Source organism: Skermania sp. ID1734 (assembly GCF_007489285.1).
Taxonomy (GTDB): domain Bacteria; phylum Actinomycetota; class Actinomycetes; order Mycobacteriales; family Mycobacteriaceae; genus ID1734.
Map to the genome: position 1 here is coordinate 46,612 of NZ_VLIY01000004.1, position 23,952 is coordinate 70,563.

Consider the following 23,952-nt stretch of genomic DNA (forward strand, 5'->3'; position numbering starts at 1 on the left):
CGCCTCAGCAGAAAGAATCGTGAGATTGGGGCTCGCCACCTTCCCTGCCGAATCGCGACAGCACCGCCGCACCCACCTGCTCGCTCGCGAGAAGCTGGAGGTACCTGGGCGTGCCGGTAGTGGGAAAGAGTCGCTCGCCGCTGCCGAGCACGGTGGGGAACGTCAAAAGTCGGTACTCGTCGATCAGGTCCGCAGCCATCAACGCGTGGACGACGCTGAGGCTGCCGGTGACGATGACATCGCGCTGCTCGCGCTTGACGCTGTCGACCAGGTCACCGTCGATAATCCGCGAGTTCTGCCAGGCAGACACGTCTGTCAGCGTGCGCGAGGCGACCAGCTTCGGCACGGCGTTCATCCGCCTGGCGAACGGGTCGTCGCGTTGCGGCCACAGTCGGGCGAACAGTTGCCAGGTGGTCCGCCCAAGCAACAGGACACCGTCGTCCAGGACACTGCCGAGCCTGAACTTGTCGCCGGCGACCGTCGCCGGACCGTGCCGGAACGCCCACCCTCCGCTAGGCGTCCCCGCAGATCCGTCCGGGTCCGACACCATTCCGTCCAGGGTGATGAATTCGATGACGATGACACTCATGATGATTCCCTTCGGTCGATGCTCACCAGTACGTACCGGCGGCATCGCCGAAACTCATCGCCGCTGGCGAAATTCGTCTACGGAAATTTGGGGCGGCAGCCCGAACGCTTCGAACACCCTCGGATCGGCGAACACAACGTTGCGTGCAACCAGCCCACCGACAACCGTGAACACCTGCAACGTGTGCAGTCGGTGCCCACCGCCGGGCTCGGGCGCATACGCAGCCAATGCCGGTTGGCCGTTGGCGCTCAACTTTATTACGCGCCAACCAGTTCCGCGCATGTCGAACACTCGGCGCATGAACAGGCCGTAGTCGCGGCTGCCCCGGTACCACAACGGCACCGGCGGCATCTCCAGCACGGCATCGCCGGTGAGCAGCTGCACGAGCGCGGGAACGTCGGCAGCTTCGAATGCGCGCACATATCGGTCGATCACCGCTTGAACCGCGGGGTCGTCCGGTTCGGCGATTTCGTCCGCCGCACCGACGTCAGCCAGCGCTGCGCGGGCTCGCTGCAATGCGCTGTTGACAGCGCTGACGGTGGTTTGCAACTGTTCGGCGACCTCTGCCGCGCTGAACTCCAACACCTCTCGCAATAGCAGCACAGCCCGCTGCCGCGGCGGCAAGAGTTGCATCGCCGCCACCAGCGCAAGTCGCATGTCGTCCTGCACACCGTTGTCGAATCGCGCGTCGGGAAACGGCTCCAGCCAACCGATGTCGAGCGCCGGCGTAAGCGGCGCCCCAGGATCCTCGCTCGGTGCGCCCAATCCCGACGGCAACGGTCGCCGCGCACGTCCCGCCAACGCGGTCAAACAGACGTTGGTGGCGATCCGATACAGCCAGGTCCGTTGCGATGCACGGCTTTCGTCGTACCGGTCGCGAGCCTGCCACGCGCGCAGCATCGTCTCCTGCGCAAGATCCTCGGCCTCGTGAAAAGAGCCCAGCATCCGGTAGCAGTACCTCACCAACTCGCCGCGATACGGCTCTAAGTCCACCGGCCCATCATGGCGTACGGCGACACCTTGAACGTAGCTCGCTGTGCGAGCGGACGGGGCCGCTCGAGAGTTCCCGCAGCTGTTTGCGGTCGCCCATGACCAGCCCCTTCACCGCCCGCACCGAGGATCACCCCCTGCGCCACCCTCGGTGGCTGAGGCGCAGACCCATCGTGCATCACCACCTAGGGCCATTCGAAGAAAAATCGGACAACGCTGTGAAATTCACACCGAGATTCATCCTCTTTTGGGATCGGCACCAAACGTTCTGAGGGTCGGCACCAAACGACCAACGATATGGCACCTGGCGCCGTCACCAAATTTAGAGGAGAATTCCCCTACTTTGCTCGACGCGATGCACCGGGCGACCTCGCCGTAGTCAAGCACTAACCGGGTCGTATTCCGCCGCGTCGCTGATAAATTCGGGATTTCCGTAGGTTGCGAGCCGCCTCTTCACGAGTCCGGTGATGTAGCGGTCGACGATCGGTTGCAGCGGCCGGATGCGCGCGGCCTGCATGACCGCGAGAAACCGTCCCATGACGAACGGCGCGGTGATCGCGATCCGCACATAGTCGGCCGGGTCGAGCGTCACACTCATCGCCTCGGCCGCCTTTCGGTCGCCGTTGAAGAACGCACGAATGAACGCGGCTTTGCTGTAGCTACGTTCAACGGCGTCGGCGGCGCGATCGAACCAGGTGGTGCCGTGCCGGAGGTAGGCGCCCATGGTCGCCCGCACCAGCGATCCGCACGTCGCATCGTCGAAGTCGTCGCGCAGCAGCGCCGCACGAGTGTTCATGACCTCGATGATGCCGTCGCAGTCGGCTGGCAGGAGCTCTTTTAGCAGCCCCAGCAGGAAGCAGCGGTAGCGAGCGAATTCGACTGAAGCACGCTCACTTTCGTTGAAATCCGAGCGCCCCTCTCGCTTCACTTTCATGGCGAGCAGCAGTTGGCCGATCAGGCCGGCAGGCATCTGGTCGACCTGGGGAATCGGCATTCCATAGACCGACACGTCCCATTTGCCGGAGCGCTTCAGCGCGTTGTAGCGGACCATCGAATGCATCAGCCGTACCATCGCGGCCGCCTCGAAGCCCGGGCCGTGCCGGTCGAGCGCGCCGGGAAGCGTTGTCACCGCAAAGAAGTTGGCGGTCTCGTTCACCCGCCGGGCAGCTCGCCGACCACTGAGTGCCCCGGTCAACGCCATCGGCAGTGCCGCATAGGAGTTGGTGAACGTCGCAATGAACGCGCCGCGCGTCACGAACGGCGCCACCAAGGCCGTCGGAATCCGCACCTGCCGTGCGCCTTCGGCGACGAGATCGAGGTCTATCCAATCCGGGGTGTCTTCCATGGCGGCGACAAACGTCACCAGTTCCGGCGGGGCGTCAGGCACCGCCTCGATCCCCTCCCGGCACGCAGTCCGGAGCATCGCGATGAGGTGAGTGACGCTGTGCGTGGCGGTGAGTGCCGCGTACGCATCGGCGGGGACGTCACCGAGCATGGTCGCCGTGCTGATCAGTTCGACGACACGCTCATTTTGCAGCAGGCGCGGACGGTTCGCGACCCAGGCGGGCAGCGACGAGGCGACATCCGGATCGGTCGTCAGGCGGTACGGCTGCTGGTCGAAGTCCATGTCACCGTACAGATTCGGCAACAACTCGCGCTGAGCGTGGACGCGCGCCGCGAGCTCAGGATAGTACGTCGTCATCGTTCACTGGTCGAATAGCCGCTCACCGCACCGACTGTGGCCGCCCGGGCCTCGAATCGGTAGGCATTTAGATTGAATCTCCTACTGCGCACCGCAGATTCGACGGGGGTCGATGGTCGCAGCGGCACGTCGCCGTGCTTGTCGAAGTAGTAACTGTTGGCCAGGACGCAACTGTCCTGCCAGAAAACCTGATTGCCACGTCGGGACAGCATTTCGGCAAAGAACGCGTCGTGCGCCGACCTGGTGACCTCGATGTAGTTGGCCTTGCGCTTGCGAGCCTGCTTCAGGCACCGCAGGATGTGCGCGGTTTGGGATTCTATCAGCGCGAAATACGACGAGCCGTTGTAGGCATACGGTCCCATGATCGAGAAGTGGTTCGGGAACTGGGGCACGCTGATTCCGTGAAAGGCCTGTAGCCGGTTGGTGTCCCACCATTCCTCGAGCAGCAAACCGTCCTTTCCGCGCAGCGAGTAGGTGGGCATGTTGCCCGATTCCATTACCTTGAACCCGGTGGCGAGAATCAGCACATCGATCTCGTGCGCGGCGCCGTCGGCGGTGTGGACCGCGGATTCGCTGACGTGCGTGATGGATTCGGTTTCGAGGTGCACGTTGTCGCGGTTGAAGGTGGACAGGTAGGTGTTATGGAAGCTCGGCCGCTTGCAGCCCAATGCATAACGCGGCGTGAGCTTCTCCCGCACCACCGGATCGTCGACCTGCGACCGCAGATACCGCAGGAGCATCTTCTCCAGGCCCGAAGCGGCCGGCAGCACGCCGTGGTAGTGCGCTGCCAGCGGGAACGTCAACTCGACGAACGCTTGACTGACCAACCGGGTGGCCTGCTGCCCGCCGGGTAAATGCCCGAGCAGCCATTGCGCCGGCCCGGGCATCGGCAGGTCGAGCTTGGGCAGGCACCAGATCGGGGTGCGCTGGAAAACGGTGAGATGCTCGACGTCCGGCGCAATCTCGGGGATCACCTGCACCGCGGACGCGCCCGTGCCGATGATCCCGACGCGCTTGCCGCGCACGTTCTTGCTGTGGTCCCAGCGCGAGGTGTGCATGGTGATGCCGCCGAATGTGTCGACGCCGGGAATGTCCGGCATCTTCGGCCTGGTCAGCACCCCGGAGGCGTTCACGACGTACCGGGCAGTGATCTCGGTACCGTCGGCGATACCGAGCCGCCAGAGATTCGCCGCCTCGTCCCAGTCGGCCCGCTCGACGAGCGTGTTGAACCGAATATTGCGTCGCAGGCCGTACTTGTCCACGCACCGCTCGGCGTAGGCCTTCAATTCACGGCCGGGCGCGTACGTGCGGGTCCAATCGGGCAGCTTCTCGAAGGAGAACTGGTAGCTGAACGACGGAATATCGACCGCCACGCCGGGGTAGGTGTTCCAGTGCCAGGTTCCGCCGGGGCCGCTTGCATCGTCCAGAATCACCCAGTCGGCGAAACCCGCTTCCGACAGTTTGATGGCGAACCCGATTCCGGAGAACCCGGCGCCGACGATGACCACCTCGTGGTCGGGTACGACAGCCTCGCGCATACGCACACTCCTCGTTGAGTGAGATAGCCGTTGTCGAGACTATCTGTTAGCCCGCCGCCAAGCACGCGACCGGCGGCCGAATCCGACGACGTTGGCACGTATGCCCGTTCGGTAATCGGGTACGGATCACTGTGGTAGACGTGCATTCGTTCTAGGAGAGACTCATGTACAGCAAGATCGCCGTCGCGGGACATCCGATTCACCCGATGCTAGTGGCTTTTCCCGTGGCGTTTTACGCCGCTAGCCTGGCCGGGTTCGCCGTCTACGCGGCCAATGGTCATCAGTTCTGGTTGAATCTGGCCATCGCCGGCGCCATTGCGGGTTCGGGCAGCGCGATTGTCGCCGCCTTGCCGGGAATGATCGACTGGCTCTTCGGCATACCCAGGCAGTCTCAAGCGAAGATCCTCGGGCTGACCCATGGCGGGCTGAACGTGACAGCGCTCGGCCTGTTCATCGCCACTGCGGTGCTGTATGTCGGCAACTGGAACGGGCCATCCGCTGACGCGACGCTCGGACTGGCGCTGACTGCGGCCGGGGTCGCCGTGACGATCGCAGCGGGGGCGTTGGGCTGGACTCTGGTGCAGACATTCCACGTCGGTGTCAGCCTCACCGATGAACAGCGGCGGGATGAAGACATCGTCCATATGCACACCTGCAGGATGCGGATGCCACACCGTCGCGCCAGCTGAATCGCGCCGGCTGTCGGACGAACACGAACGAATGGCTGCCCAAGCAGCACGATTTTCAGCCATTCGTTCGGTCTCGAGGTTGGCTGCCCACAAACACCGACGTCGACGCGGTGGTCACAGCGAGTGCTGTACCTAGCGCAGCGCGACGAGTTCGTGCAAGGTTCGCCCGCTTCGTCGAACAGTTTCGCCGTCCCGGACAACCGTCAGCTCGAAGTCCGAATCGAAGCGGAAGTACCCCGGGTGACCGACGATTCGGCGCACCAGCGGCTTCACGACGCGACTACGCACGACTGGCACATCGTCGAGTAGGTCGTGGGCGTGTATCACGTCGCGCACGGTGAGCAGCAGATCGACCGCGTCGGGTACCTGTAGTCGGATCCACGACGGATAGCTCCGGTTCGCGGTCTCATCGAAAACCGCTGGACCCTCGGTCAATTGCACCTCACCCGTGCTCAGCACAATGGTCTCGTTCACGGCGAGCATGAGCGGGCTGATCTGATGTGAGCCGTAGCGCTCCTGCGTCAGCACCGTGGCATAGAGCAGCGCGTAGTCCTCGACGTACAGCCGGCCCCAGTGCCACCGGTCGATGACGCGCTTCATATCGCCGACGCCCCAGTTGTGGTCGGCGTACCCGCGTCCGCTCGCTGCGAATTCCATACCGCCGATGCGCACCGAGCCGGTCACGCGGGCGCGCGGCGCGGCCACAACCCAGCCGAAGGAGTCCTTCTGCCCGAAGCGGGTCTCGCCGCGGCCGGGCATCCAACTCGGTGTCTCGTTCTCGAAACGTAAAGTGGCGGCGACGTCGTCGACTTCGATGTGCAGGTGATGAATCGGGAAGCCCGCCGCTGGAAACTCGACCCGCGCGGTGTTCGGGCCGATGCGCACGTCGCAGCGGTCGCTGGAAAATGTTGCGTCCGAGCGTGAATACTTGCGGGCGACTTGTCGGCGGGTGCCGTCGGGCGCGTAGACGATCAGCTCAACCCACGGCCTGCTGTTAGGTAGATCCTCCGGACGACGCTTGATGAGAAAGCCGACGACGGTGTGGCCGCTGTCCAGATATGCGTCGAAGTACCAGTGCTCGAAGGCGAGCATGCTGGAGTTCGGGTGCAGCGCGTTGTCCTGCGGCCGCACCTCGGTGAGTGAGCCGTCGCGGCGGCCCGGTCCGTTCCAGGCTTCGATGATTCCAGTGGGTGCGATCATCTCCGCAGTGCGCCGCTCGCGTCGAAAGCTGCTTTGCGACCGCGCATCTGCGCCTCGTACCAATTCTCGCGGTGCCACACCATCACCGCCTCGTGCAGTCCGCCGAGCACCGGCAGGCGCCGGCCGATTTCCATGAGGGTGATCAGCGGCAGCCGGGCGATCGGAATGGCAAGCCAGGGCAACGCCGGTGGCATCGTGTACTTGCGCCGGGTGCCCGGCGCCATGAACATGGCCGAGTAGACGGAGTTGATCCGGTAGTTGTAGGCCTCGCGGAGCCTGGTGAGTCCGCGGTGAGCGTCGCGCGGGGCAAACGCCTTGGGGTAGGACTCGATCAGTTCCGCGCCGTGCTCACCGGCGTCGAAAGACCTTGCTGCAACGGTCATTGCGAGGAGTCGAAGCCCGTCGGCGATGGTTTCGGGGTACCACCGCACCCGGACGCCGAGTAGGTAGCCCATGTACTTCTGAAAGTGCAGCAGTGCCCGAATCTCCGACGGAGTGGTCTGGTAGCCGAGCGACCACAGCCCAAGCCCGGGAGTCACGCTGCCTCCCAACAGTGTCAGCAGCATGTAGCTCTGGCTGATCGGCAATCCCCAACGCTGAGTGTCCCATTCGGGATGATCGGCCACCCGCGACCGGACCGATACGTGCATGACGCGCACCTTCAGCGCCGTTGCGCGCCCGGTGGAGCCAGGCGTAAGTAGCGCACCCGGTTCGGAGACGTCGATCCAGAATCGACAGGTTTCCAGAAAGCGGCGCAGCGCGTTGTCGCCTGCATATCCGCCGGCGAGCGAGAGCGGTGTGGCAACGGCCGCCTCCGTGTATACCTCCAGGGTTTCGGCGCCAGCGAAGCTGAAAAGCATTGTGCCCCAGCGCCGCCAAATCTTCGCGCCCTGTTCCACGAGGTCGGGTTGCACCCAGTCGGGAACCGACTCGAATTCGGCGAACAACGCGCGCATCGACTCCGGCGCATCGGGAACCGAGTCGATGCCGCCGGCCAGCGCCGCGTCGAGCATCTTGCGTCCGCGCTTGGCACCGATCTCACCGTGGAGGACCTCTGCGACAAACCGTTCGGCCACCGGGTCGCCCTCGAACAGGTCTCGACAGAAATCGGCGGCCTGCTCATCGGACGGAAACAACTCTCGGCCGGTCAACCGCCGAAACATTGTCTGCGCGCGGCGAACACGCGGCGATTCCAGAGCCTCCCAGTAACGAAACGCGGTCGGGCATGGTCGTTCGGTCACAGCGAGACTCATGGCGGCCTCCACACTCGGGGAAAATTTCCATACCAATATATACGGTGTTCCGTACAAAATGGTATGGTCGTGTTTATGGCCGACTCTCCGAGCAAGACGGACGCCGAAAACGTGCCGTCCCTCCCCCGGCCGGAAACGGGTGGCCGGGGGCGCGGTCGCGCGTCGACTCGGCTGACTGTCGACGACTGGATCGATGCGGCGTTCGAGCTGATAGTCCGCGAGGGCGTTGCCGCCGTGCGCAGTGCCCGGTTATGCGAAACGCTCGGTGTGACGAAGGGCAGCTTCTACTGGCACTTCTCCGACATCTCGCAACTGATCGAGGCCACCGCCGAGCGCTGGTGCGCAGCGCAGAACGACGTGGTGCGCGGACTGGACAAGATCGACTCTATGCCGGTCGCCGAACGACTGGAACGAATGGCGTCGATCCTCGTCGAACGCACCTGGGTGGTCGAGGTGGCGGTCCGTGAATGGGCCCGCACCAACGAGAAGGTCGCGGCGTCGGTGCGCGCGCTCGATCGGCGGATCTTCAAGATCATCTACGACGCGTTGCGTGAACTCGGTTTCGACACCCAGCAAGCGCGCATTCGTGCCGGTGCGCTCACCTTCGCGGGCATCGGATTCGTTCACGGCCGCGACAGCCTGCCCACCCCCACCGCGGCGGAGTTGCGGGCGATGTTCACGCTCTTCACGCAGACCCAGGCACCAAGTACCTCACCCCAGCCGGATTCCACCTAGCAGCACCTCGCTGGCGAACGTCGCGTTCTCTTCCGGGCTCAGATGGCGACGCGTAAAGCAGCGCAGCAAAAGTGAATTCGTCAGCATGGCGCCAAGCTCCTGAGCCGAATAGCTGGCCGTGAAAAGCCGGTTACGTTGTCCCGCCTCGATAACCGGCACGATCAGCCCGGGAATATTGATTTCCTTCTTGATCGCGAGCATCCCGTCGGGCTCGCTGTAGGTGTCGTGGGCGACGGCAAGGATGAGCGCATCCATCAATGCCGTTTCGTCGGCGACAAGTTGTGCGCAGCGGGCGAAGTGGTGGTGCAATATTGCGACTTCGTCCAGCCCGATCAGGGTGTCGTCATCGATGGCGGTGCGCAGCTTCTCATAGTGCGACCGCAGCGCTCCGGCGATGATGTGCGTCTTGGTCGGGAACAGTCGGCGGGCGGTGTGCAGGTTCACTCCCGCATTGGCGGCGATCGACTCGTATCTGGCGGGAAAGTAGCCACAGCGCCCGAACTCGTCGCGCGCCGCGTCGATCAAGGCGGCACGCGGATCTCGCGGAACCGTCGTCGCGACAGACTTGGGAGCGAGCGCATCGAGCGTTCCGTACAGGTGCCGATGGTCGTGGGAGGCGCTCAGCACCGCGTTCGTCACGGCCAGAATGACGTCGGACAGCAAACCCTCGGGTACCGCGTCGGGGTCGACATGCTGGCGCAGGAGCATGCCATCCACAACTGCGGTGATGACGGTGCCGAACGACTGCGTAGTAAATGGTTTGTGCACGGTGGCGCCGGTCTCGCTGAGCACGGTTTCCAACGCGTCGCGAACCGCTGCGTCGCGGCTTTCATAGCTGGCGCTGACCGCGCGCCGGCCTTGCGCACTGGTCCTACCGAACAGCACGGCCAGCAACTGCCGGGTGATGTTGTCGTGAGATGTCGCGACGTCGGAATAGTTGTCCGCCAACGTCTGAACGAAGCGTCGCACATCCGGACGGCAAGTTGTCCAAGCCTGTTGCACAACGGCGCTGACGGCCGCCGGCGCAAGCCGAGACGTCTTGATCAAGTCCTCCACCACCTCATCAAGGAATCGCTGCTTGGTGGGGAAGCGCCGGTAGAAGGTCGCTCTGGAAACTTGGGCACGCTGGAAGGCGCGTTCGATGTTGAGCCCGCGTTCGAGAAGTTGCTGTGGGTCAGCAATCATCAGCGCGATACCGGAATCGACTAACTGCTCGGCGCTGCCGTCAGCGGGTTTCATCGGCGTTGCCCCCTCTTCTCGGTTCGACGCGCGACCAGCAAATGATACTGAATGGTCTCGACTGATACGCCGTTGTTCGCAGCCCTGATAGTGACCTGACGCCAGGACCACGTCATATCTTTGCCAAGGAACTGCCAAGAGGTGGGCAGGCACGGAGGGAATGAGGACCACGCGATGAGCGTGTCGACATGGAACGGCCCAATCGGGGTGGGGCGCAACGGCAGCGACAGGCCGGTATTGAGCAAGCGCGAGATTGAGGTGGTTTCGGCCTGGTTGCGCAGCGAATCCAAGCACGAGGTATGCCAGGCGCTGTTTCTCGCCGTAGGCACGATTAACACCCACGTCGCGCGCGTGCGCATCAAATACGCGAGCGTCGGTCGTCCGGCACCGACGAAAGCGGCCCTGCTGGCCCGTTTTCTGCAGGACGGGCTATTGCGTATCGAGGATCTCTAGCGCCTCGGTTACGGCGAGTCGGTCGCCGGGTTCAGCGGAGCCAGATTGTCGGGCGGCTCTGTCGGCGGAGGAGCCTCGGTCAGCGGTAGCGGCGCTTCCGTCAACGGCTCGGCTGGCGGTGTCAACGGGGCTGCAGGAGGTAGCGGTACCAGTGGAACGGCCGACGTTCTGGGCGGGGCCTTGGTGAGCGGAACTGCCGACGTTCTCGGTGGGGCGGTTTGCAGCGGCACCGCAGCAGTCGTCAGTGGAAGGGGCGCCTGGGTCTGCGGGGCCACCGGGGCCGCGGGCGCAGTTGGCGCAGCTGGCGCAGTTGGCGCGAGGGTTGCAGTCGCAGCCGGAGCTGGCGCGAGTGTTGGCGTCGCGGCCGGAGCCAGCGGGATGGCCGGCGCTTGCGGATTAGGGGCGGTCGTCACCGCCGACCGCCTTGTCGTTGATGACGTGCTGGGCGATGTTGAGCCTTGGTTGCCCGCGCATCCGGTGACGATCGACAGGGCAACCATTACAAGGCCAGCCAGCACCAATCGGATGATTGGCCTCATTCTTCGATGGTACGAAACCCACACCGAGAGTTGAAGATATAGCCGCGTTTGTGCCGTAAACGGCCTATTGTCAAAAGGTCGTTAAAACCTCTCCAGGAGCCGCCCAATGCGCCTGTCGACGCGCAATCAGCTCGCGGGCACCATTACCGACATCAATGTCGGCACCGTGATGGCGACCGTCAAAGTGAAACTCGATGGCAGCGAACAAGTTCTCACCGCCTCAATAACCAAAGAGGCAGTCGAGGAACTCGGGCTATCCCCAGGGCAGGCCGTAACCGCCCTCATCAAGTCGACCGAGGTCATGCTCGGCGTTGATTAACCCTCGCGGTAGGCGCTCTGCAGCGCAAACCGCTCGTCAAGGGAGATGCACAGGGCCGTGTCAGCTGTGCCGGCGCCACGAATCACGATCGACGCGCTCGGGACGCGGCGCGAGTTCGACGCCAGATCGGCAGTCACGATCGGCCGGGCGTCACGAAACCGACTCATCGTCGACCGTCCGGGCGTATCTCGCTCGCATGCGACGGTGTACTGGGACAACGGCTGGTATGTCGCCGATGCGGGCAGCGCAAATGGGGTGTACGTCGACTCGACGCGGATAGACCAACCGCGGCTTATCGAGCGTCCGACCTCGATATTCCTCGGCAACCCCCGCGCAGGTGTCGAACTCACGATGATTCCCGCGCCGGTGCACCAACTGACGCAGCGTGCGCGGACGGGTGATCTTCCGCCGGTTCGGCGTCCGATGCGCGAGGCGCCCGTGAGTCGACCCACTCGCATGCCCACGCAAGGCCTGGAGATCGGTCGAGAAGCTGGCTGTGGGGTTCGAGTCGAAGACGTGTTGGTGTCGCGCCGCCATGCGCGGTTGGTGAACGACGGCGGCGCGCTGGCAATCGATGACCTCGGCAGTAGCAACGGGACATACGTGAACGGCGTTCGCGTTCGACGCGCCGTGCTGCACGAAGGCGACGTGCTGACGGTCGGCAATACCGACTTCACGATCGTCGAGGGCGCGCTGCGGCAGCGCCAACGCGGTAGTGAATCTGTTGGCGTGCAACTGGATTCGATCGACTACGCGATTTCGGGGAAGAAGCTGCTCAGCGCCGTCTCGGCCGAGTTTCGTCCCGGGATGCTGACCGCTGTTGTGGGCCCGTCGGGAGCCGGCAAGTCAACCATGGCGAAAGTGACTTCGGGCCTGGCGCGTCCCACCGCCGGACGGGTGGACTTCGAAGGACACGACCTGCACCAAAATTATGATGCGCTGCAACGCCGCATCGGTCTGGTTCCCCAAGACGAGGTCATTCACCGTCTGCTGACCGTCCGGCAGGCGCTTCGATACGCCGCGCGATTGCGATTGCCGCCCGATACTTCGCGCGCGGACCGCGAGGCCGTGATCAACGGAACGCTCGCGGAACTCGCGTTGACCGAACATGCCGACACCCGAATCGACCACCTCTCGGGTGGTCAGCGCAAACGCGCGAACGTGGCACTCGAGTTGCTCACCAGCCCAACACTTCTGATCCTCGACGAACCCACCAGCGGCCTCGACCCCCACCTGGACCGGCAGGTCATGATGATGCTGCGCGAGCTAGCCGACTCCGGCCGAATCGTGCTGGTGATCACCCATACCGTGGCAAACCTCGACATGTGCGACCGGGTGCTCTTGTTGGCGCCAGGCGGAGTCGTGGCCTACTCCGGTCATCCGCAAGCGCTGGCGGACACATTCGGCACGACCGAATGGGCCGATATCTTCGCTTTTGTCAGTAACAGTCCCGACGTTGCCCATGCGCGATATCTCGCCGGGCGCACGGAAACGCCGAAACGGCCGATGGTGCCGCCGGGCCGTGGGATGCCGGTATCGCAGCGCTCGACAGGAATTGGGCTACAGGCGATTACGCTTGCCCGACGGCAAGCCCGGCTGATTTTCGCCGACACCGGTTACCTGCTGTTCCTCATCGCAGTGCCCTTCGTGCTGGGCGGCTTGTCATTGCTGGTCCCAGGAACGTCTGGCTTCGGGCCGGCCGCCCCGAATTCGTTCAACGAGGCGTACCAGTTGTTGATCATGCTGGTGCTCGGCGCGTGCTTTATGGGCGCGACGCTCTCGATTCGCGACCTGGTGGGCGAACGCGCAATCTACTTGCGGGAGCGCGCGGTTGGCTTGTCGTCCACCGCCTACTTTCTGGCGAAAGCGCTCGTGTTTTGGGTTGCCGCGATTCTGCAATCGATTGCACTGATCCTCACGGTCACTGCGGTCAAGCCCCCACCACCACGAGGCGTGATCATCGGGTCGGGGACGGCGGAACTGTTCATCGACATTGCCGCGACCGCATGCAGTTGCGTGTTTCTGGGTCTGCTGATGTCCTCGATCGCCCGCACGAGCGAGCAGGTCATGCCAATGCTCGTGGTCATGATCATGACGCAATTGGTCATGTGCGGCGGCCTCATCACGGTCAGTGGTCGCTCGGGGCTGGCGCAGGCATCGTGGTTCTTCCCGGCGCGGTGGGGATTCGCAAGCGCCGCATCAACTATCGACCTGCAGACGATCACCCACTCGCACAAAGACGATCTGTGGACGCACAGCCTGCACTATTGGCTACTCGATCTTGGCGCGCTGGCCGGATTGACCATCGTCTTCGGAGCGGTTGTGCTGGTTCGGCTGCGCGCTCGGAAGTAGCGGGTTGCCGAAGGTGGTACGGCAGCGCGAATTCGCGCGCGGCGGTCCTACTTTGCGCGCGGCGGTGCTGGGAACGTTCGGGTTCATCGGGCGGTTGGCCGGGGTCGACTGGGCGTGGCTGCAGAGTCCGGTAGGAAGTTAAGCCGGGCGCGTGGCTTTCGTGAGTCGTCGCCTGTTCGTGGAAAAGCTGCCGACACCGGCGACGTGCCGTTCGGCAAATTCACGAGCGGAGGCGCGAATTCGCGCGCGGCGGTGCTGGTGAGGGGTGAATGTGTCGGTGGTCGAAGGTATGTTCGATGCATGGTGATCATCGACCCCGAACAGCTGCAGCAGTGGTCGCTGCTGGCGGTCGATGAGCTGACCGATCAGCAGGTTCTTGATTCGATCGCGAAGGTGACGCAGGCGCACAACGTGTTGGCCGGGGTGCAGGCGCGCTTGCTGGCCGGGATGGAAAACCGCGGCCTGGCCGGGGAGCTGGGGGCGACGTCGACGGCGGGGTGGCTGGCCGATTCCGGGCGGGTGGATCCCGCCGCGGCGAAACGACAGGTCGCGGTGGCCCGCTCGCTGGGGACGTTGCCGGTCATGGCCGCGGCTTTACGGCAGGGGGAGATTTCCGCGGTGCACGCCGAGGCGATCGTGGCGGCGATCAGCGCCCTGCAGCGAGCGTGTCCGGCCGCGGATGTGGGTGCGGCCGAACAGCAGTTGGTCGAGGTGGCTTTGGCCGGGACTCCGGCGGCGGTGCGCGAAACCGGCCGCGACCTGGTGTTGAGCCACGCGCCGGAGCGCGAGCCGGTCGCCGAGGACCCCGAACTCAACCGCCTCGACTACGGCACCGGCCGTGACGGGCGCGGCAAACTACGCGCCGACCTGGACAAACTCACCTTCGAAAAGCTGCGGTCGGTCCTCGAACCCCTCGCCGCGCCGCGCCCGGGACCGGACGGGGAACCCGACCCCCGCTCGGCGTCGCAGCGCCGCGCCGACGCCCTCAGCGACCTCTTGGATGCGCAGTTGAGTGGTCGCGGTGGTGGTGGGGTGGGGCGGGCGCAGGTGATGCTGGTCGCCGAAGCCAAAGACTTGGTGGGCAAGGCCACGTTCGTCGACGAGGCCGGGCGCGTGAAAGACACTCGGTGGCCGTTTCACCTGTCCTGGACCGGGTCGGTGTCACGCCAGGTCGCCCAGATGCTGGCCTGTGACTGCGAGGTCACCGTGGTCGTGGTCGACGGCAACCGGGTGCCGTTGGATGTCGGGCGCAGCGAACGCCTCGTCACCCCCGCCATCCGCAAAGCACTTATCGTGCGCGACGACGGCTGCGCGGTACCCGGCTGCGGGCGCCCACCGCACTGGTGCGATGCCCATCATGTCCGCGAGTGGATCGATGGTGGTGAAACGAAACTCGACAACATGGTGCTCCTGTGCCGAGCACATCACCGCATGATCCACCGCGGCACCTGGCAGGTTTTCCTCGGCGAGGACGGCCACCCCTGGTTCATCCCACCGAAAACCCTCGACCCCGACCGAAAACCCATCCCGGCTCACAACCGACGACGAAGACCGGCGGCCGCATGATGGCGATCTGCCGGCACCTCGAACGTGGGTAAACACTAGCATTTTACGCGAATCATCGTTAACTTATGTGGGAGGTAGCACCGTCGAGACAGGTGGGGCAACACGCACGCCGAAAGAAGGAGCCAGACATGGGCGTCGAATTCACCTCGGAGCAGCGGGATTTCGCCAGCGCGATCGCCGAGTTCTGCCAGCGGGAGGCGGGCACACGGGAAAAGCGCGACGCGCTGACCAAGAACGGAGCCGAACCACACAACCAGGCCCTCTACGAGAAGATGGCGAAACTCGGCTGGCTCGGCGTCACCATCCCCGAGGAGTACGGCGGATCGGACGGGTCGATGGTCGACATGTGCATCCTGCTCTCCGAGATCGCCCGCGGCATGGCACCGGTGGGCGCGATCGGCCCGACGCTGATCACTGGCGGCGCCTTTACCCGATTCGGCAGCGCGGCCCAGAAGGACAACGTCTTGCGAGGCATTGTTCGCGGTGCCTCACAATCGATTTCGATGTCCGAGCCGGAGGCGGGATCCGACGTCGGCAATCTGAAATGCAAAGCCGAAAAGACCGCCGACGGCTGGCTGATCAACGGCCAGAAGACGTGGTGTTCCAACGCTCGCATCTCGGAGAACATCTTGCTTGTTGCTCGGACCAGTCGAGGCCAGAACAAGCACGAGGGCCTGACCATGTTTCAGGTGCCGGCCGGAATCGACGGGCTGACCATCGTCCCGATCGAGTTAATGGGCGGACAAAAGGAGACCAACGACCTCTACTTCAGCGACTGCCTGCTCCCAGAGGACTCGGTTGTCGGGGAGGTGGACAACGGTTGGCGTCAATTGATGACGGGCCTGAATTTCGAACGGCTCGTCCTCGCCGCGATGAGTCTCGGCGCCGCCGAACGCGCCTTCGCCGACACGCTCGCCTACGTGACTCAGCGCAAGCAGTTCGGCCGCCCGATCGGCTCGTTCCAGGCCCTGCGGCATCGAATCGCCGACCTCGCCACGGAGATCGAATGCACGAAGCTGCTGGTGTACAGCGTTGCCCGGGAAGCGGATGCATACCCCGACCGGATGCTCGCACGTGAAGCGTCGATGGCCAAACTGAAGGCGACGGAAACCGCGCAGAAGGTCTCGCTGGCCGGAATGCAGATGATGGGCGGCTACGGCTACGCCACCGAGTTCGACATGGAACGCCACGTCCGTGGCGCGCTGGTGTCGACCATCTTCGGTGGCACGAGCGAAATCCAGCGCGACATCATTGGCAAGACGTATGGGCTCTAGCATCATCGTGAATTTCTGTTAACTTGGCAGTCATGACCGAGACTGGAACCAACGGCATCTCCATCGGCGGCGACGGTGCCGTCCTCGCCGAGCAGCGCGGACGCGTCCTGCTGGTGACGATCAACCGACCAGAGGCGCGCAACGCGGTCAACGCCGCGGTCAGCCTTGGCATCGGCGAGGCACTCGACTACGCCGACGAGCACAACGATGTGTGGGTCGTCATCATCACCGGCGCGGGCGACAAGTCCTTCTGCGCCGGCCAGGATCTCAAAGAAGCGGCGCGTGGAGTGTTTCTGACCGATCCGCGCGCCGAGCGGTGGGGCTTCGCCGGGTTCGTCTAGCACGCGATATCAAAGCCGATTATCGCCGCCGTCAACGGATTTGCCCTTGGCGGCGGAACCGAACTGGTGTTGGCCAGCGATCTCGCGGTAGCCGCCGAGACTGCTGCCTTTGGGCTGCCCGAGGTCAAACGCGGCCTGGTCGCCGCGGCCGGTGGGGCATTCAGGCTTGGGCGGCAGATCCCGCCGAAGGTCGCCATGGAGGCGATGCTCACCGGCCAACCAATATCGGCCGAACGCGCACTGCAGTTGGGCTTGGTCAATCGCGTCGTCCCCGCCGATCGACTGCTGGACGAGGCGTTCGCGCTCGCCGATCTGATCGTCGAGAACGCGCCAGTGGCGGTCCAGGTCAGCAAGCGCATCGCGGCTGGCATCACGGATGGCGCGATTCCCGCGGAGGAAGCGGACTGGACGCGCACAACCTCCGAAATGGGCCGACTGTTCTCCAGCGCCGACGCCAAAGAGGGCATGCGCGCATTCGCGGAAAAGCGGCCACCACACTGGAAGGGGGAGTAATTCCGCTAATGCGGAGCTGAACCAGCCATCTATCCGATACTGCGGACCAATATGATGCTCGCATGTCGAGATACGCAGTCGTCGGTCTGGTGGCGCTCGCGGCGATCGCGGGATGTTCGAGCGACAAAACGTCCGCTCCGAGCTCCGCGAGCGCGCACGGAGACATCACGGTCTTTGCCGCGGCCTCGCTGAAGCAGACGTTCACCGACCTCGGGCACCAGTTCGAGTCAGCTCATCCGGGCACGAACGTCGCCTTCAGTTTTGCGGGCTCGTCGGATCTGGTCACGCAGCTCACCCAGGGCGCCCCGGCCGACGTGTTCGCCTCCGCTGATGTGCCGAACATGACCAAGGCGGTCGACGCCAAACTCGTCGACGGCGCACCAGTGAACTTCGCCAAAAACACCCTCACCATCGTGACGGAACCCGGAAATCCCAAGCACATTCGCTCCTTTGCCGACCTCGCGCAGCAAGGCTTGCTCGTAGTCGTTTGCGCTCCGCAGGTGCCATGCGGGTCCGCGACCAAGAAGGTCGAAGATTCGACGCACACCCAATTGCACCCGGTCAGCGAGGAATCGTCCGTCACCGATGTGCTGGGCAAGGTCACGTCCGGGCAGGCCGATGCGGGGCTGGTGTACGTCACCGACGCCGCGTCCGCCGGGAACAAGGTCACTACCGTCAATTTCCCGCAGTCCGCGGGCGCGGTGAACACCTACCCCATCGCCGAACTGAATCAGTCACACAACAAGGCCACCGCCGCAGCCTTCATCGCGCTGGTCACCAGCCCGCAGGGACAAGCCACTCTTGGAAAAGCCGGATTCCAGGCGCCGAGTTAGTCAGCGGCCCGCAACTTTTCCAGTAACGGCTCTGCCGCCTTGGCAAAGAACTCGTCGTGGGTACCGTGCCCGATCTGCACGAGCGCGACATCGGTGAATCCGGCCTTCCAGAAGGCGCTGACTTGTTCGACGATCGCGTCCAGGTCCGGTCCGCACGGAATGTTGGACGCAACGTCCTCGGGCCGCACGAACTGTGTTGCGGCCGCGAACCCGGCCGGCGTCGACAGTTCCGCGTTGACCGGCCACCCGCCGGCGAACCACCGGAACTGTTCGTGCGCACGCTTGATGGCCGCATCGCGGTCGGGATCCCAACAGATCGGAATCTGCCCGACCACGCGACCGGCATCAGCAAGGCCGGTGGCCGGCCGCCGGGCATGATGCCACGCTTTGACGAGTTCGCCGTTCGGCTCGACCGCAATCATGTGGTCGGCCAACACAGCTAACCGGTCGACCAGTTCCGTCCCGGACACCGCCACTCCGATAGCAACCGGTTGCTCCGGCAGATCCCAGATCCGTGCCGAGCTGACCTTGAAGTGCTCGCCGTGCCAGTCGACGAGGCTGCCGGTGAAAAGCTCCCGAATGATCTGCACGGCCTCGACCAACATGTCCTGCCGAGTGTCGATACCGGGCCAGCCCTTCCCGACAACGTGTTCGTTGAGGTTCTCCCCACTGCCCAAGCCGAGGGTGAATCGGCCGTCGGAGAGCAGTTGCATGGTCGCGGCCTTCTGCGCGATGACGGCGGGGTGATAGCGCACGGTCGGGCACGTCACGTACGTCATCAGGTCCATGCGGCTGGTGGCTTGGGCCACCGCACCGAGCACGCTCCACGCGTACGGTGCATGCCCCTGACTGGTGAGCCATGGCGAAAAATGGTCGCTACTGACGGCGAAGTCGAACCCTGACCGCTCTGCCGAAACAGCCTGCTGCACAAGCTCCTTCGGGGTGCTCTGCTCCGTCATCAGGGTATAGCCGAACCTGGTCATCCGCCCTCCTCAGCTCCCCTCCCGAATACCCGGCGCATCCGTGATGAAAACGATGCGTTACGCGCACGGATTCAAGCAGGGATGATTTGGGTAGGGGCTGTAAGGAGGGACGTCACGTGGAGACAGCGATCGTTTGGATACTGGCCACCCTGTTCTATTGGTGGGGACTGCTCTGATTACTGCCCGCGCAGCAGCACCTCGGCGATTTGAATGGTGTTGAGCGCCGCACCCTTTCGCAGGTTGTCGCCCGAGACGAACAGCGCGAGCCCGCGCCCATCCGGAACGCCCGGGTCCTGGCGGATACGACCGACCAGCGACTCGTCGATTCCCGCGGCCTGCAACGGCGTCGGCACGTCCACCAATTTCACACCCGGAGCCCCACCGAGCAGTTCCTGGGCGCGGGCCACTGACAACGGCTGCGCGAATTCGGCATTGATAGACAACGAGTGCCCGGTGAATACCGGCACCCGCACGCAGGTCCCGCTGACCCGCAGTTGCGGGATCCCGAGGATCTTGCGGCTCTCATTGCGCAGCTTCTGGTCTTCGTCGGTCTCGCCGCTACCATCGTCCACGATCGACCCGGCCAGCGGCAGCACGTTGAACGCGATCGGCGCAACGTACTTATCCGGCGCCGGAAACTGCACCGCACTGCCGTCGTGCACCAACTTCTCTGCCTCACCGACCACGGCGCGCACCTGGGAGGCCAGTTCTTCGACACCGGCCAGCCCACTACCGGAGACGGCCTGGTAACTCGACACGACCAGTCGCTCGAGCCCAGCCTCGTCATGCAGCGGCTTGAGCACCGGCATGGCGGCCATGGTGGTGCAGTTCGGGTTGGCGATGATGCCTTTTGCCAGCCCGAACGCCTGCTCGGGGTTGACCTCGCTGACCACGAGCGGCACGTCGGGGTCCTTGCGCCACGCTGACGAGTTGTCGATCACCGTGACACCGGCGGCCGCAAACCGCGGCGCCTGCACCCGCGACATCGTTGCGCCGGCGGAGAACAGGGCGATGTCGAGACCCGTCGGGTCGGCAGTTTCGGTGTCCTCGACGGTGACCTCGCCGCCGCGCCATGGCAACTTCTTGCCGGCCGAGCGCGCCGACGCGAAAAAGCGCACCTCGTCTGCGGGGAAGTTGCGCTGCTCCAACAGCTTTCGCATGACGGCACCGACCTGACCGGTCGCGCCGACGACGCCTACCCGTACACCCATGCTGTTACATTCCCTCGTCGCTGCGCTCGCCCATTATCTTCCCGTCCCTGCGTGCACCACGGCCTCTTCCTCACCGCCGAGGTCGAACGCCTCATGCAACGCCCGCACGGCGTCGTCCAATTCCGTGTCGCTGACCAGCACCGAAATCCGGATTTCCGAGGTGGAGATCAGGTCGATGTTGATGCCCGCGTTCGCGAGCGCTTCGCAGAAGGTGGCGGTAACGCCCGGGTGGCTCTTCATGCCGGCGCCGACGAGCGACACCTTGCCGATGTGATCGTCGTAAAGCACCTGCGTGAACCCGATCTCGTCCTGCAGGGCGGCGAGCTTCTCGACGGCGCGGGGTCCGTCGGTCTTCGGGAGGGTGAAGGTGATGTCGGTCTTGCCGGTCTCGATCTTGGAGATGTTCTGCAGCACCATGTCGATGTTGATCTCGGCGTCGGCGACCGCGCGGAATACCTTCGCCGCGTAGCCGGGTTCGTCGGGCAGGGCGACGACCGTGACCTTTGCCTCGCCGCGATCGTGCGCAACGCCGGTGAGGATGGCGTTTTCCACTGGAATGTCCTCCATCGATCCGAAAACAATGGTTCCGGGCTTATCGGTGTACGACGACCGGACGTGCACCTTCACCCCGTACCGGCGTGCGTACTCGACACAGCGCAGCATCAGGACCTTGGCGCCGCACGCGGCCATCTCGAGCATTTCCTCGAACGACACGCTTTCGAGCCGCTGCGCGTCCTTCACGATGCGCGGGTCGGCGCTGAAGACGCCGTCGACGTCGGTGTAGATCTCGCAGACGTCTGCTCTCAGCGCGGCGGCCAGCGCCACCGCCGTGGTGTCGGAGCCGCCACGACCGAGCGTGGTGATGTCCTTGCTGTCCTGGCTGACGCCCTGGAAGCCCGCGACCAGCACGATTGAGCCCTGGTCCAGCGCGTCGCGCACCCGGCCAGGCGTCACGTCGATGATCTTGGCGTTGCCGTGCGCGCCGGTGGTGATCACACCGGCCTGCGAACCGGTGAAGGAGCGGGCCTCGGCGCCGAGCGAGTGAATTGCCATGGCCACCAGCGCATTCGAGATCCGCTCCCCCGAGGTGAGCAGCATGTCCATCTCGCGCGCCGGCGGTGCCGGGCACACCTGCCGAGCCAGGTCGAGCAGCTCGTCGGTGGTGTCGCCCATCGCGGAAACCACGACAACGACGTCGTGTCCCTGCTTCTTGGTCTCCACGATTCGCTCGGCGACCCGCCGGATTCGTTCGGCGCTGGCCACCGAGGATCCGCCGTACTTTTGGACCACCAGAGCCACGCGGGTCTACCTTTCGGATCGGCAAGCAAGATTCAGCTAGACAGCCTACCGAGGCGCGGGCTCACCCAACCGCCCAGGCTTCGTCACCCTCGTGTGCCTCGAGGAAATCCCGCTGGCGGATCGTCGCGATCACCCCGACTGCCACCACAAACGCGACGACGGCGCCGATCAGCAGGATTGTGTCCAGCGCCGACGCGTAACCGTGCGCGGCCGCCTGCCCGACTACCCCGCGCAACTGTGGCGGCACGCCACCGAGGGCGGCCTTCGTTTGACCGTTGCTCACCGCGTCAGCAATCGCCTGCGCATGGGTGCCGACCGGGGTACCGGCCAGACTGGCCACCACGCTGTCCTTCAACCGCGCGGCCAGGATGCTGCCGAGCGCGGCGACGCCGGTGGCGATACCGATCTGGCGGAAGGTGGAGTTGATGCCCGACGCCATCCCGGCCCGTTCTTGGGTGACCACGCCGACAGCGGTCGACGCGAGCGGCACATTGATCAGGCCCGCGCCGGCGCCGGCCACGATGAATCCCGGCAGGAAGTGCATCCAGCCCGCCGTCGGGTCGCTGCCGCGCATCAACAGCAGACCGGCGCCGACCAGCAGGAAGCCGGGACCGATCAGCCAGCGGACTGGCACCAGGTTGCTCAGTCGTCCGGCAATACCCGCGGTCACGAAGATGGCCAGCGTCATGGGCAGCACGCGCACACCCACCTCTATCGCCGAATAACCCATCACGCCTTGCAAATAGATCACCAGGTAGGTCAGCAGCGAAAACAGCGACGCCGAAATCCCCCACGCCGCAAGAAGTCCGCCGTTGAACGTGGGCACCCGCAGCAGGTGCAGGTCGAACATCGGTGCGCGACCGGTCCATTCGATGGCGATGAATGCGATCAGCAACACGGCCGCAGCGACGAAGGAGCCGAGCACGGTCGCCGAGGTCCAGCCGTCGGCGTGGCTACGAATCAAGCCGAAGACGAGTGCGGCCAGCGCAACACTGAACGTGACGCAGCCGGCCCAGTCGACGGGGCGACGCGCCGGATCACGCGACTCCCGCACCCGCAGCAGCGTGACGGCAAGCGCCACGATGCCGATCGGCAGGTTCACGAAGAAAATCCACCGCCAGGACAACCAACTGGTCAGTGCGCCGCCGAGCACCGGACCGACCGCAACGGCGACCCCGGTCACTGCGCCGAAGACACCGAAAGCGACCCCGCGCTCCTTCGGCGGGAATGCTTGCGCCAGCAGCGCGAGCGAGGTGGCGAACATGATTGCCCCGCCGACGCCTTGGAGCGCCCGCGCCAGCGCCAGCATGGTGACGCCGGTGGACAGGCCGCACAGCAGCGATGCGCACGTGAAGATGACCAGTCCAGCGGCGAAGACCTTGCGGCGGCCGATCTGGTCGGCGATAGTCCCGGACGTGAGCAGGAAGGCTGCCAGCGTCAACGCGTAGGCGTCGATCACCCACTGCAGGCCGGAAAGCGTTGCATCGAACTGGTTTTGAATGTCGGGTAGCGCGACGTTCACGATCGTGATGTCGAGCAGCAGCATGAACACTCCGGTGCATACCGCGCCGAGCGTCCACCATTTGATGTCCGGTTGCGTGCGCTCGAGCTGCTGGGTGATGGTCATTTGCGGCTCCTTTTCTGAGTTAGCACTCAGAATATTACTTTCTGAGTGTCTACTCAAGAAGTTTCTGGAGTGGATACCATGCAGGTGTGTCATCGGTCGCCGAATCGTCGCCCGCCCGCCGCGGCCGGCCGCCCACCGGCGGCCGAGAGCAGATCCTGGCCGCGGCATACGACCTGCTGAACGAAAAAGGCATCGCCAAACTCACCACCAAGGCCGTCGCCGAGCGGGCGGGCGTTTCGGAAGGCAGCATCTTCTACCACTTCAAGGACCGCGCCGGCATGCTCTCGGCCGTTTTCGAGGCCGCGCTGCTGCCGCTGGCGCAATTTCGCGAGCGCGGAGCCGGCTCGGACGAATTGCGGCCGACGCTGCTCGGTTTCACCGCCGCCGTCGAGGAATTTCTGCAGCGGGCCGTGGTCATCATGTTTGCCGCTCAGGCAGATACGGAGCTCAAGTCGGAGCTCACCAGCTACCTCGGCGAGCACGACCTGGGACCGCAGCGCGGCGTGCGGATCATCGGCGAGTTTCTGGCCAAGCTGCAAGACGGCAGCCAGATCCGCGCCGATATCGACCCCCACACTGCCGCGTTCATGCTGCTCAGCAGCTGTATGTTGCGGGTGAGTCACCCGCGCCTGATCGGTCACAGTCGCGGGGTGCCCAGCCGCGAGCAGGTGGTCGACCAGCTGATCACCATGATCAGCAAATAGCAG

At 64.5% G+C, this 23,952-nt stretch carries 19 protein-coding genes and 2 pseudogenes; 10 read left to right on the plus strand and 11 right to left on the minus strand.

From position 1 onward, the window contains the following. Positions 1-4: 4 nt before the first annotated feature. The 4 genes and pseudogenes from FOS14_RS06110 to FOS14_RS06125 form a co-directional block, all read right to left on the minus strand. The gene (locus FOS14_RS06110) at positions 5-589 is read right to left on the minus strand and encodes a dihydrofolate reductase family protein (RefSeq protein WP_143769405.1); all 585 of its coding nucleotides are present in this window, start codon (positions 587-589) and stop codon (positions 5-7) included. A gap of 54 nt (positions 590-643) precedes the next feature. After that, a pseudogene (locus tag FOS14_RS06115) lies at positions 644-1,591 on the minus strand (sigma-70 family RNA polymerase sigma factor); the annotation flags it as partial. A 367-nt stretch (positions 1,592-1,958) separates the two neighbouring features. Next, entirely contained in the window at positions 1,959-3,281 is a 1,323-nt protein-coding gene (locus tag FOS14_RS06120; RefSeq protein ID WP_143769407.1) for an oxygenase MpaB family protein, read from the minus strand. Continuing rightward, complete coding sequence (locus tag FOS14_RS06125; protein WP_143769408.1) at positions 3,278-4,819, minus strand: NAD(P)/FAD-dependent oxidoreductase; 1,542 nt, start codon at positions 4,817-4,819, stop codon at positions 3,278-3,280. Before FOS14_RS06125 ends, FOS14_RS06120 begins: the two co-directional genes overlap by 4 nt. A 164-nt stretch (positions 4,820-4,983) precedes the next feature. Here FOS14_RS06125 and FOS14_RS06130 point away from each other — a divergent pair, with 164 nt between their 5' ends. Further along, on the plus strand, positions 4,984-5,508 hold the full coding sequence (locus FOS14_RS06130; RefSeq protein WP_143769409.1) for a DUF2231 domain-containing protein: 525 nt from the start codon (positions 4,984-4,986) through the stop codon (positions 5,506-5,508). 132 nt (positions 5,509-5,640) lie between these two features. On the opposite strand, the gene FOS14_RS06135 is transcribed toward FOS14_RS06130, so the two are convergent. Both FOS14_RS06135 and FOS14_RS06140 read right to left on the minus strand, forming a co-directional pair. Next, positions 5,641-6,708, minus strand: a complete 1,068-nt coding sequence (locus FOS14_RS06135; RefSeq protein WP_143769410.1) for a lipocalin-like domain-containing protein — start codon at positions 6,706-6,708, stop codon at positions 5,641-5,643. Then, positions 6,705-7,961 carry an oxygenase MpaB family protein gene (locus FOS14_RS06140; RefSeq protein ID WP_143769411.1) on the minus strand — a complete coding sequence of 419 codons (1,257 nt, stop codon included), beginning with the start codon at positions 7,959-7,961 and terminating at the stop codon, positions 6,705-6,707. The genes FOS14_RS06135 and FOS14_RS06140 overlap by 4 nt, the downstream gene beginning before the upstream one ends. A gap of 75 nt (positions 7,962-8,036) precedes the next feature. Between FOS14_RS06140 and FOS14_RS06145 the strand changes: the two genes are divergently transcribed. Next, positions 8,037-8,696: a TetR/AcrR family transcriptional regulator gene (locus tag FOS14_RS06145; protein ID WP_143769412.1), complete on the plus strand. Its 660-nt coding sequence runs from the start codon at positions 8,037-8,039 to the stop codon at positions 8,694-8,696. On the opposite strand, the gene FOS14_RS06150 is transcribed toward FOS14_RS06145, so the two are convergent. Further along, positions 8,673-9,935 (minus strand): TetR/AcrR family transcriptional regulator, encoded by a 1,263-nt coding sequence (locus FOS14_RS06150; protein WP_143769413.1) that lies wholly within the window; start codon positions 9,933-9,935, stop codon positions 8,673-8,675. The two genes, FOS14_RS06145 and FOS14_RS06150, sit on opposite strands and share 24 nt — an antisense overlap. Before the next feature lie 174 nt (positions 9,936-10,109). On the opposite strand from FOS14_RS06150, the gene FOS14_RS06155 reads away from it, so the two are divergent. The 7 genes and pseudogenes from FOS14_RS06155 to modA all read left to right on the plus strand — a co-directional run bounded on the left by FOS14_RS06155 (position 10,110) and on the right by modA (position 18,125). Then, positions 10,110-10,388, plus strand: coding sequence for a LuxR C-terminal-related transcriptional regulator (locus FOS14_RS06155; RefSeq protein ID WP_143769414.1), 279 nt, complete (start codon positions 10,110-10,112; stop codon positions 10,386-10,388). A 645-nt stretch (positions 10,389-11,033) separates the two neighbouring features. Further along, positions 11,034-11,246, plus strand: a complete 213-nt coding sequence (locus FOS14_RS06165; RefSeq protein ID WP_143769416.1) for a molybdopterin-binding protein — start codon at positions 11,034-11,036, stop codon at positions 11,244-11,246. 57 nt (positions 11,247-11,303) lie between these two features. Beyond that, positions 11,304-13,598, plus strand: coding sequence for an FHA domain-containing protein (locus FOS14_RS06170; protein WP_255450107.1), 2,295 nt, complete (start codon positions 11,304-11,306; stop codon positions 13,596-13,598). A 300-nt stretch (positions 13,599-13,898) separates the two neighbouring features. Continuing rightward, complete coding sequence (locus tag FOS14_RS06175) at positions 13,899-15,164, plus strand: HNH endonuclease signature motif containing protein (protein WP_143769418.1); 1,266 nt, start codon at positions 13,899-13,901, stop codon at positions 15,162-15,164. Positions 15,165-15,292: 128 nt separating this feature from the next. Then, positions 15,293-16,438, plus strand: a complete 1,146-nt coding sequence (locus FOS14_RS06180; RefSeq protein WP_143769419.1) for an acyl-CoA dehydrogenase family protein — start codon at positions 15,293-15,295, stop codon at positions 16,436-16,438. 32 nt (positions 16,439-16,470) lie between these two features. Then, positions 16,471-17,292: pseudogene (locus FOS14_RS06185) on the plus strand (crotonase/enoyl-CoA hydratase family protein). A gap of 62 nt (positions 17,293-17,354) precedes the next feature. After that, the gene (modA, locus tag FOS14_RS06190) at positions 17,355-18,125 is read left to right on the plus strand and encodes a molybdate ABC transporter substrate-binding protein (RefSeq protein ID WP_143769420.1); all 771 of its coding nucleotides are present in this window, start codon (positions 17,355-17,357) and stop codon (positions 18,123-18,125) included. On the opposite strand, the gene FOS14_RS06195 is transcribed toward modA, so the two are convergent. The 4 genes from FOS14_RS06195 to FOS14_RS06210 form a co-directional block, all read right to left on the minus strand. Further along, positions 18,122-19,108 carry an LLM class F420-dependent oxidoreductase gene (locus FOS14_RS06195; protein ID WP_143769421.1) on the minus strand — a complete coding sequence of 329 codons (987 nt, stop codon included), beginning with the start codon at positions 19,106-19,108 and terminating at the stop codon, positions 18,122-18,124. The genes modA and FOS14_RS06195 overlap by 4 nt on opposite strands. A gap of 176 nt (positions 19,109-19,284) precedes the next feature. Continuing rightward, on the minus strand, positions 19,285-20,319 hold the full coding sequence (locus tag FOS14_RS06200; protein ID WP_143769422.1) for an aspartate-semialdehyde dehydrogenase: 1,035 nt from the start codon (positions 20,317-20,319) through the stop codon (positions 19,285-19,287). A gap of 33 nt (positions 20,320-20,352) precedes the next feature. Then, on the minus strand, positions 20,353-21,618 hold the full coding sequence (locus tag FOS14_RS06205) for an aspartate kinase (RefSeq protein ID WP_143769423.1): 1,266 nt from the start codon (positions 21,616-21,618) through the stop codon (positions 20,353-20,355). Positions 21,619-21,679: 61 nt separating this feature from the next. Continuing rightward, on the minus strand, positions 21,680-23,245 hold the full coding sequence (locus FOS14_RS06210) for an MFS transporter (protein ID WP_143769424.1): 1,566 nt from the start codon (positions 23,243-23,245) through the stop codon (positions 21,680-21,682). An 86-nt stretch (positions 23,246-23,331) separates the two neighbouring features. Here FOS14_RS06210 and FOS14_RS06215 point away from each other — a divergent pair, with 86 nt between their 5' ends. Further along, entirely contained in the window at positions 23,332-23,949 is a 618-nt protein-coding gene (locus FOS14_RS06215; RefSeq protein ID WP_185981637.1) for a TetR/AcrR family transcriptional regulator, read from the plus strand. Positions 23,950-23,952: the final 3 nt, after the last annotated feature.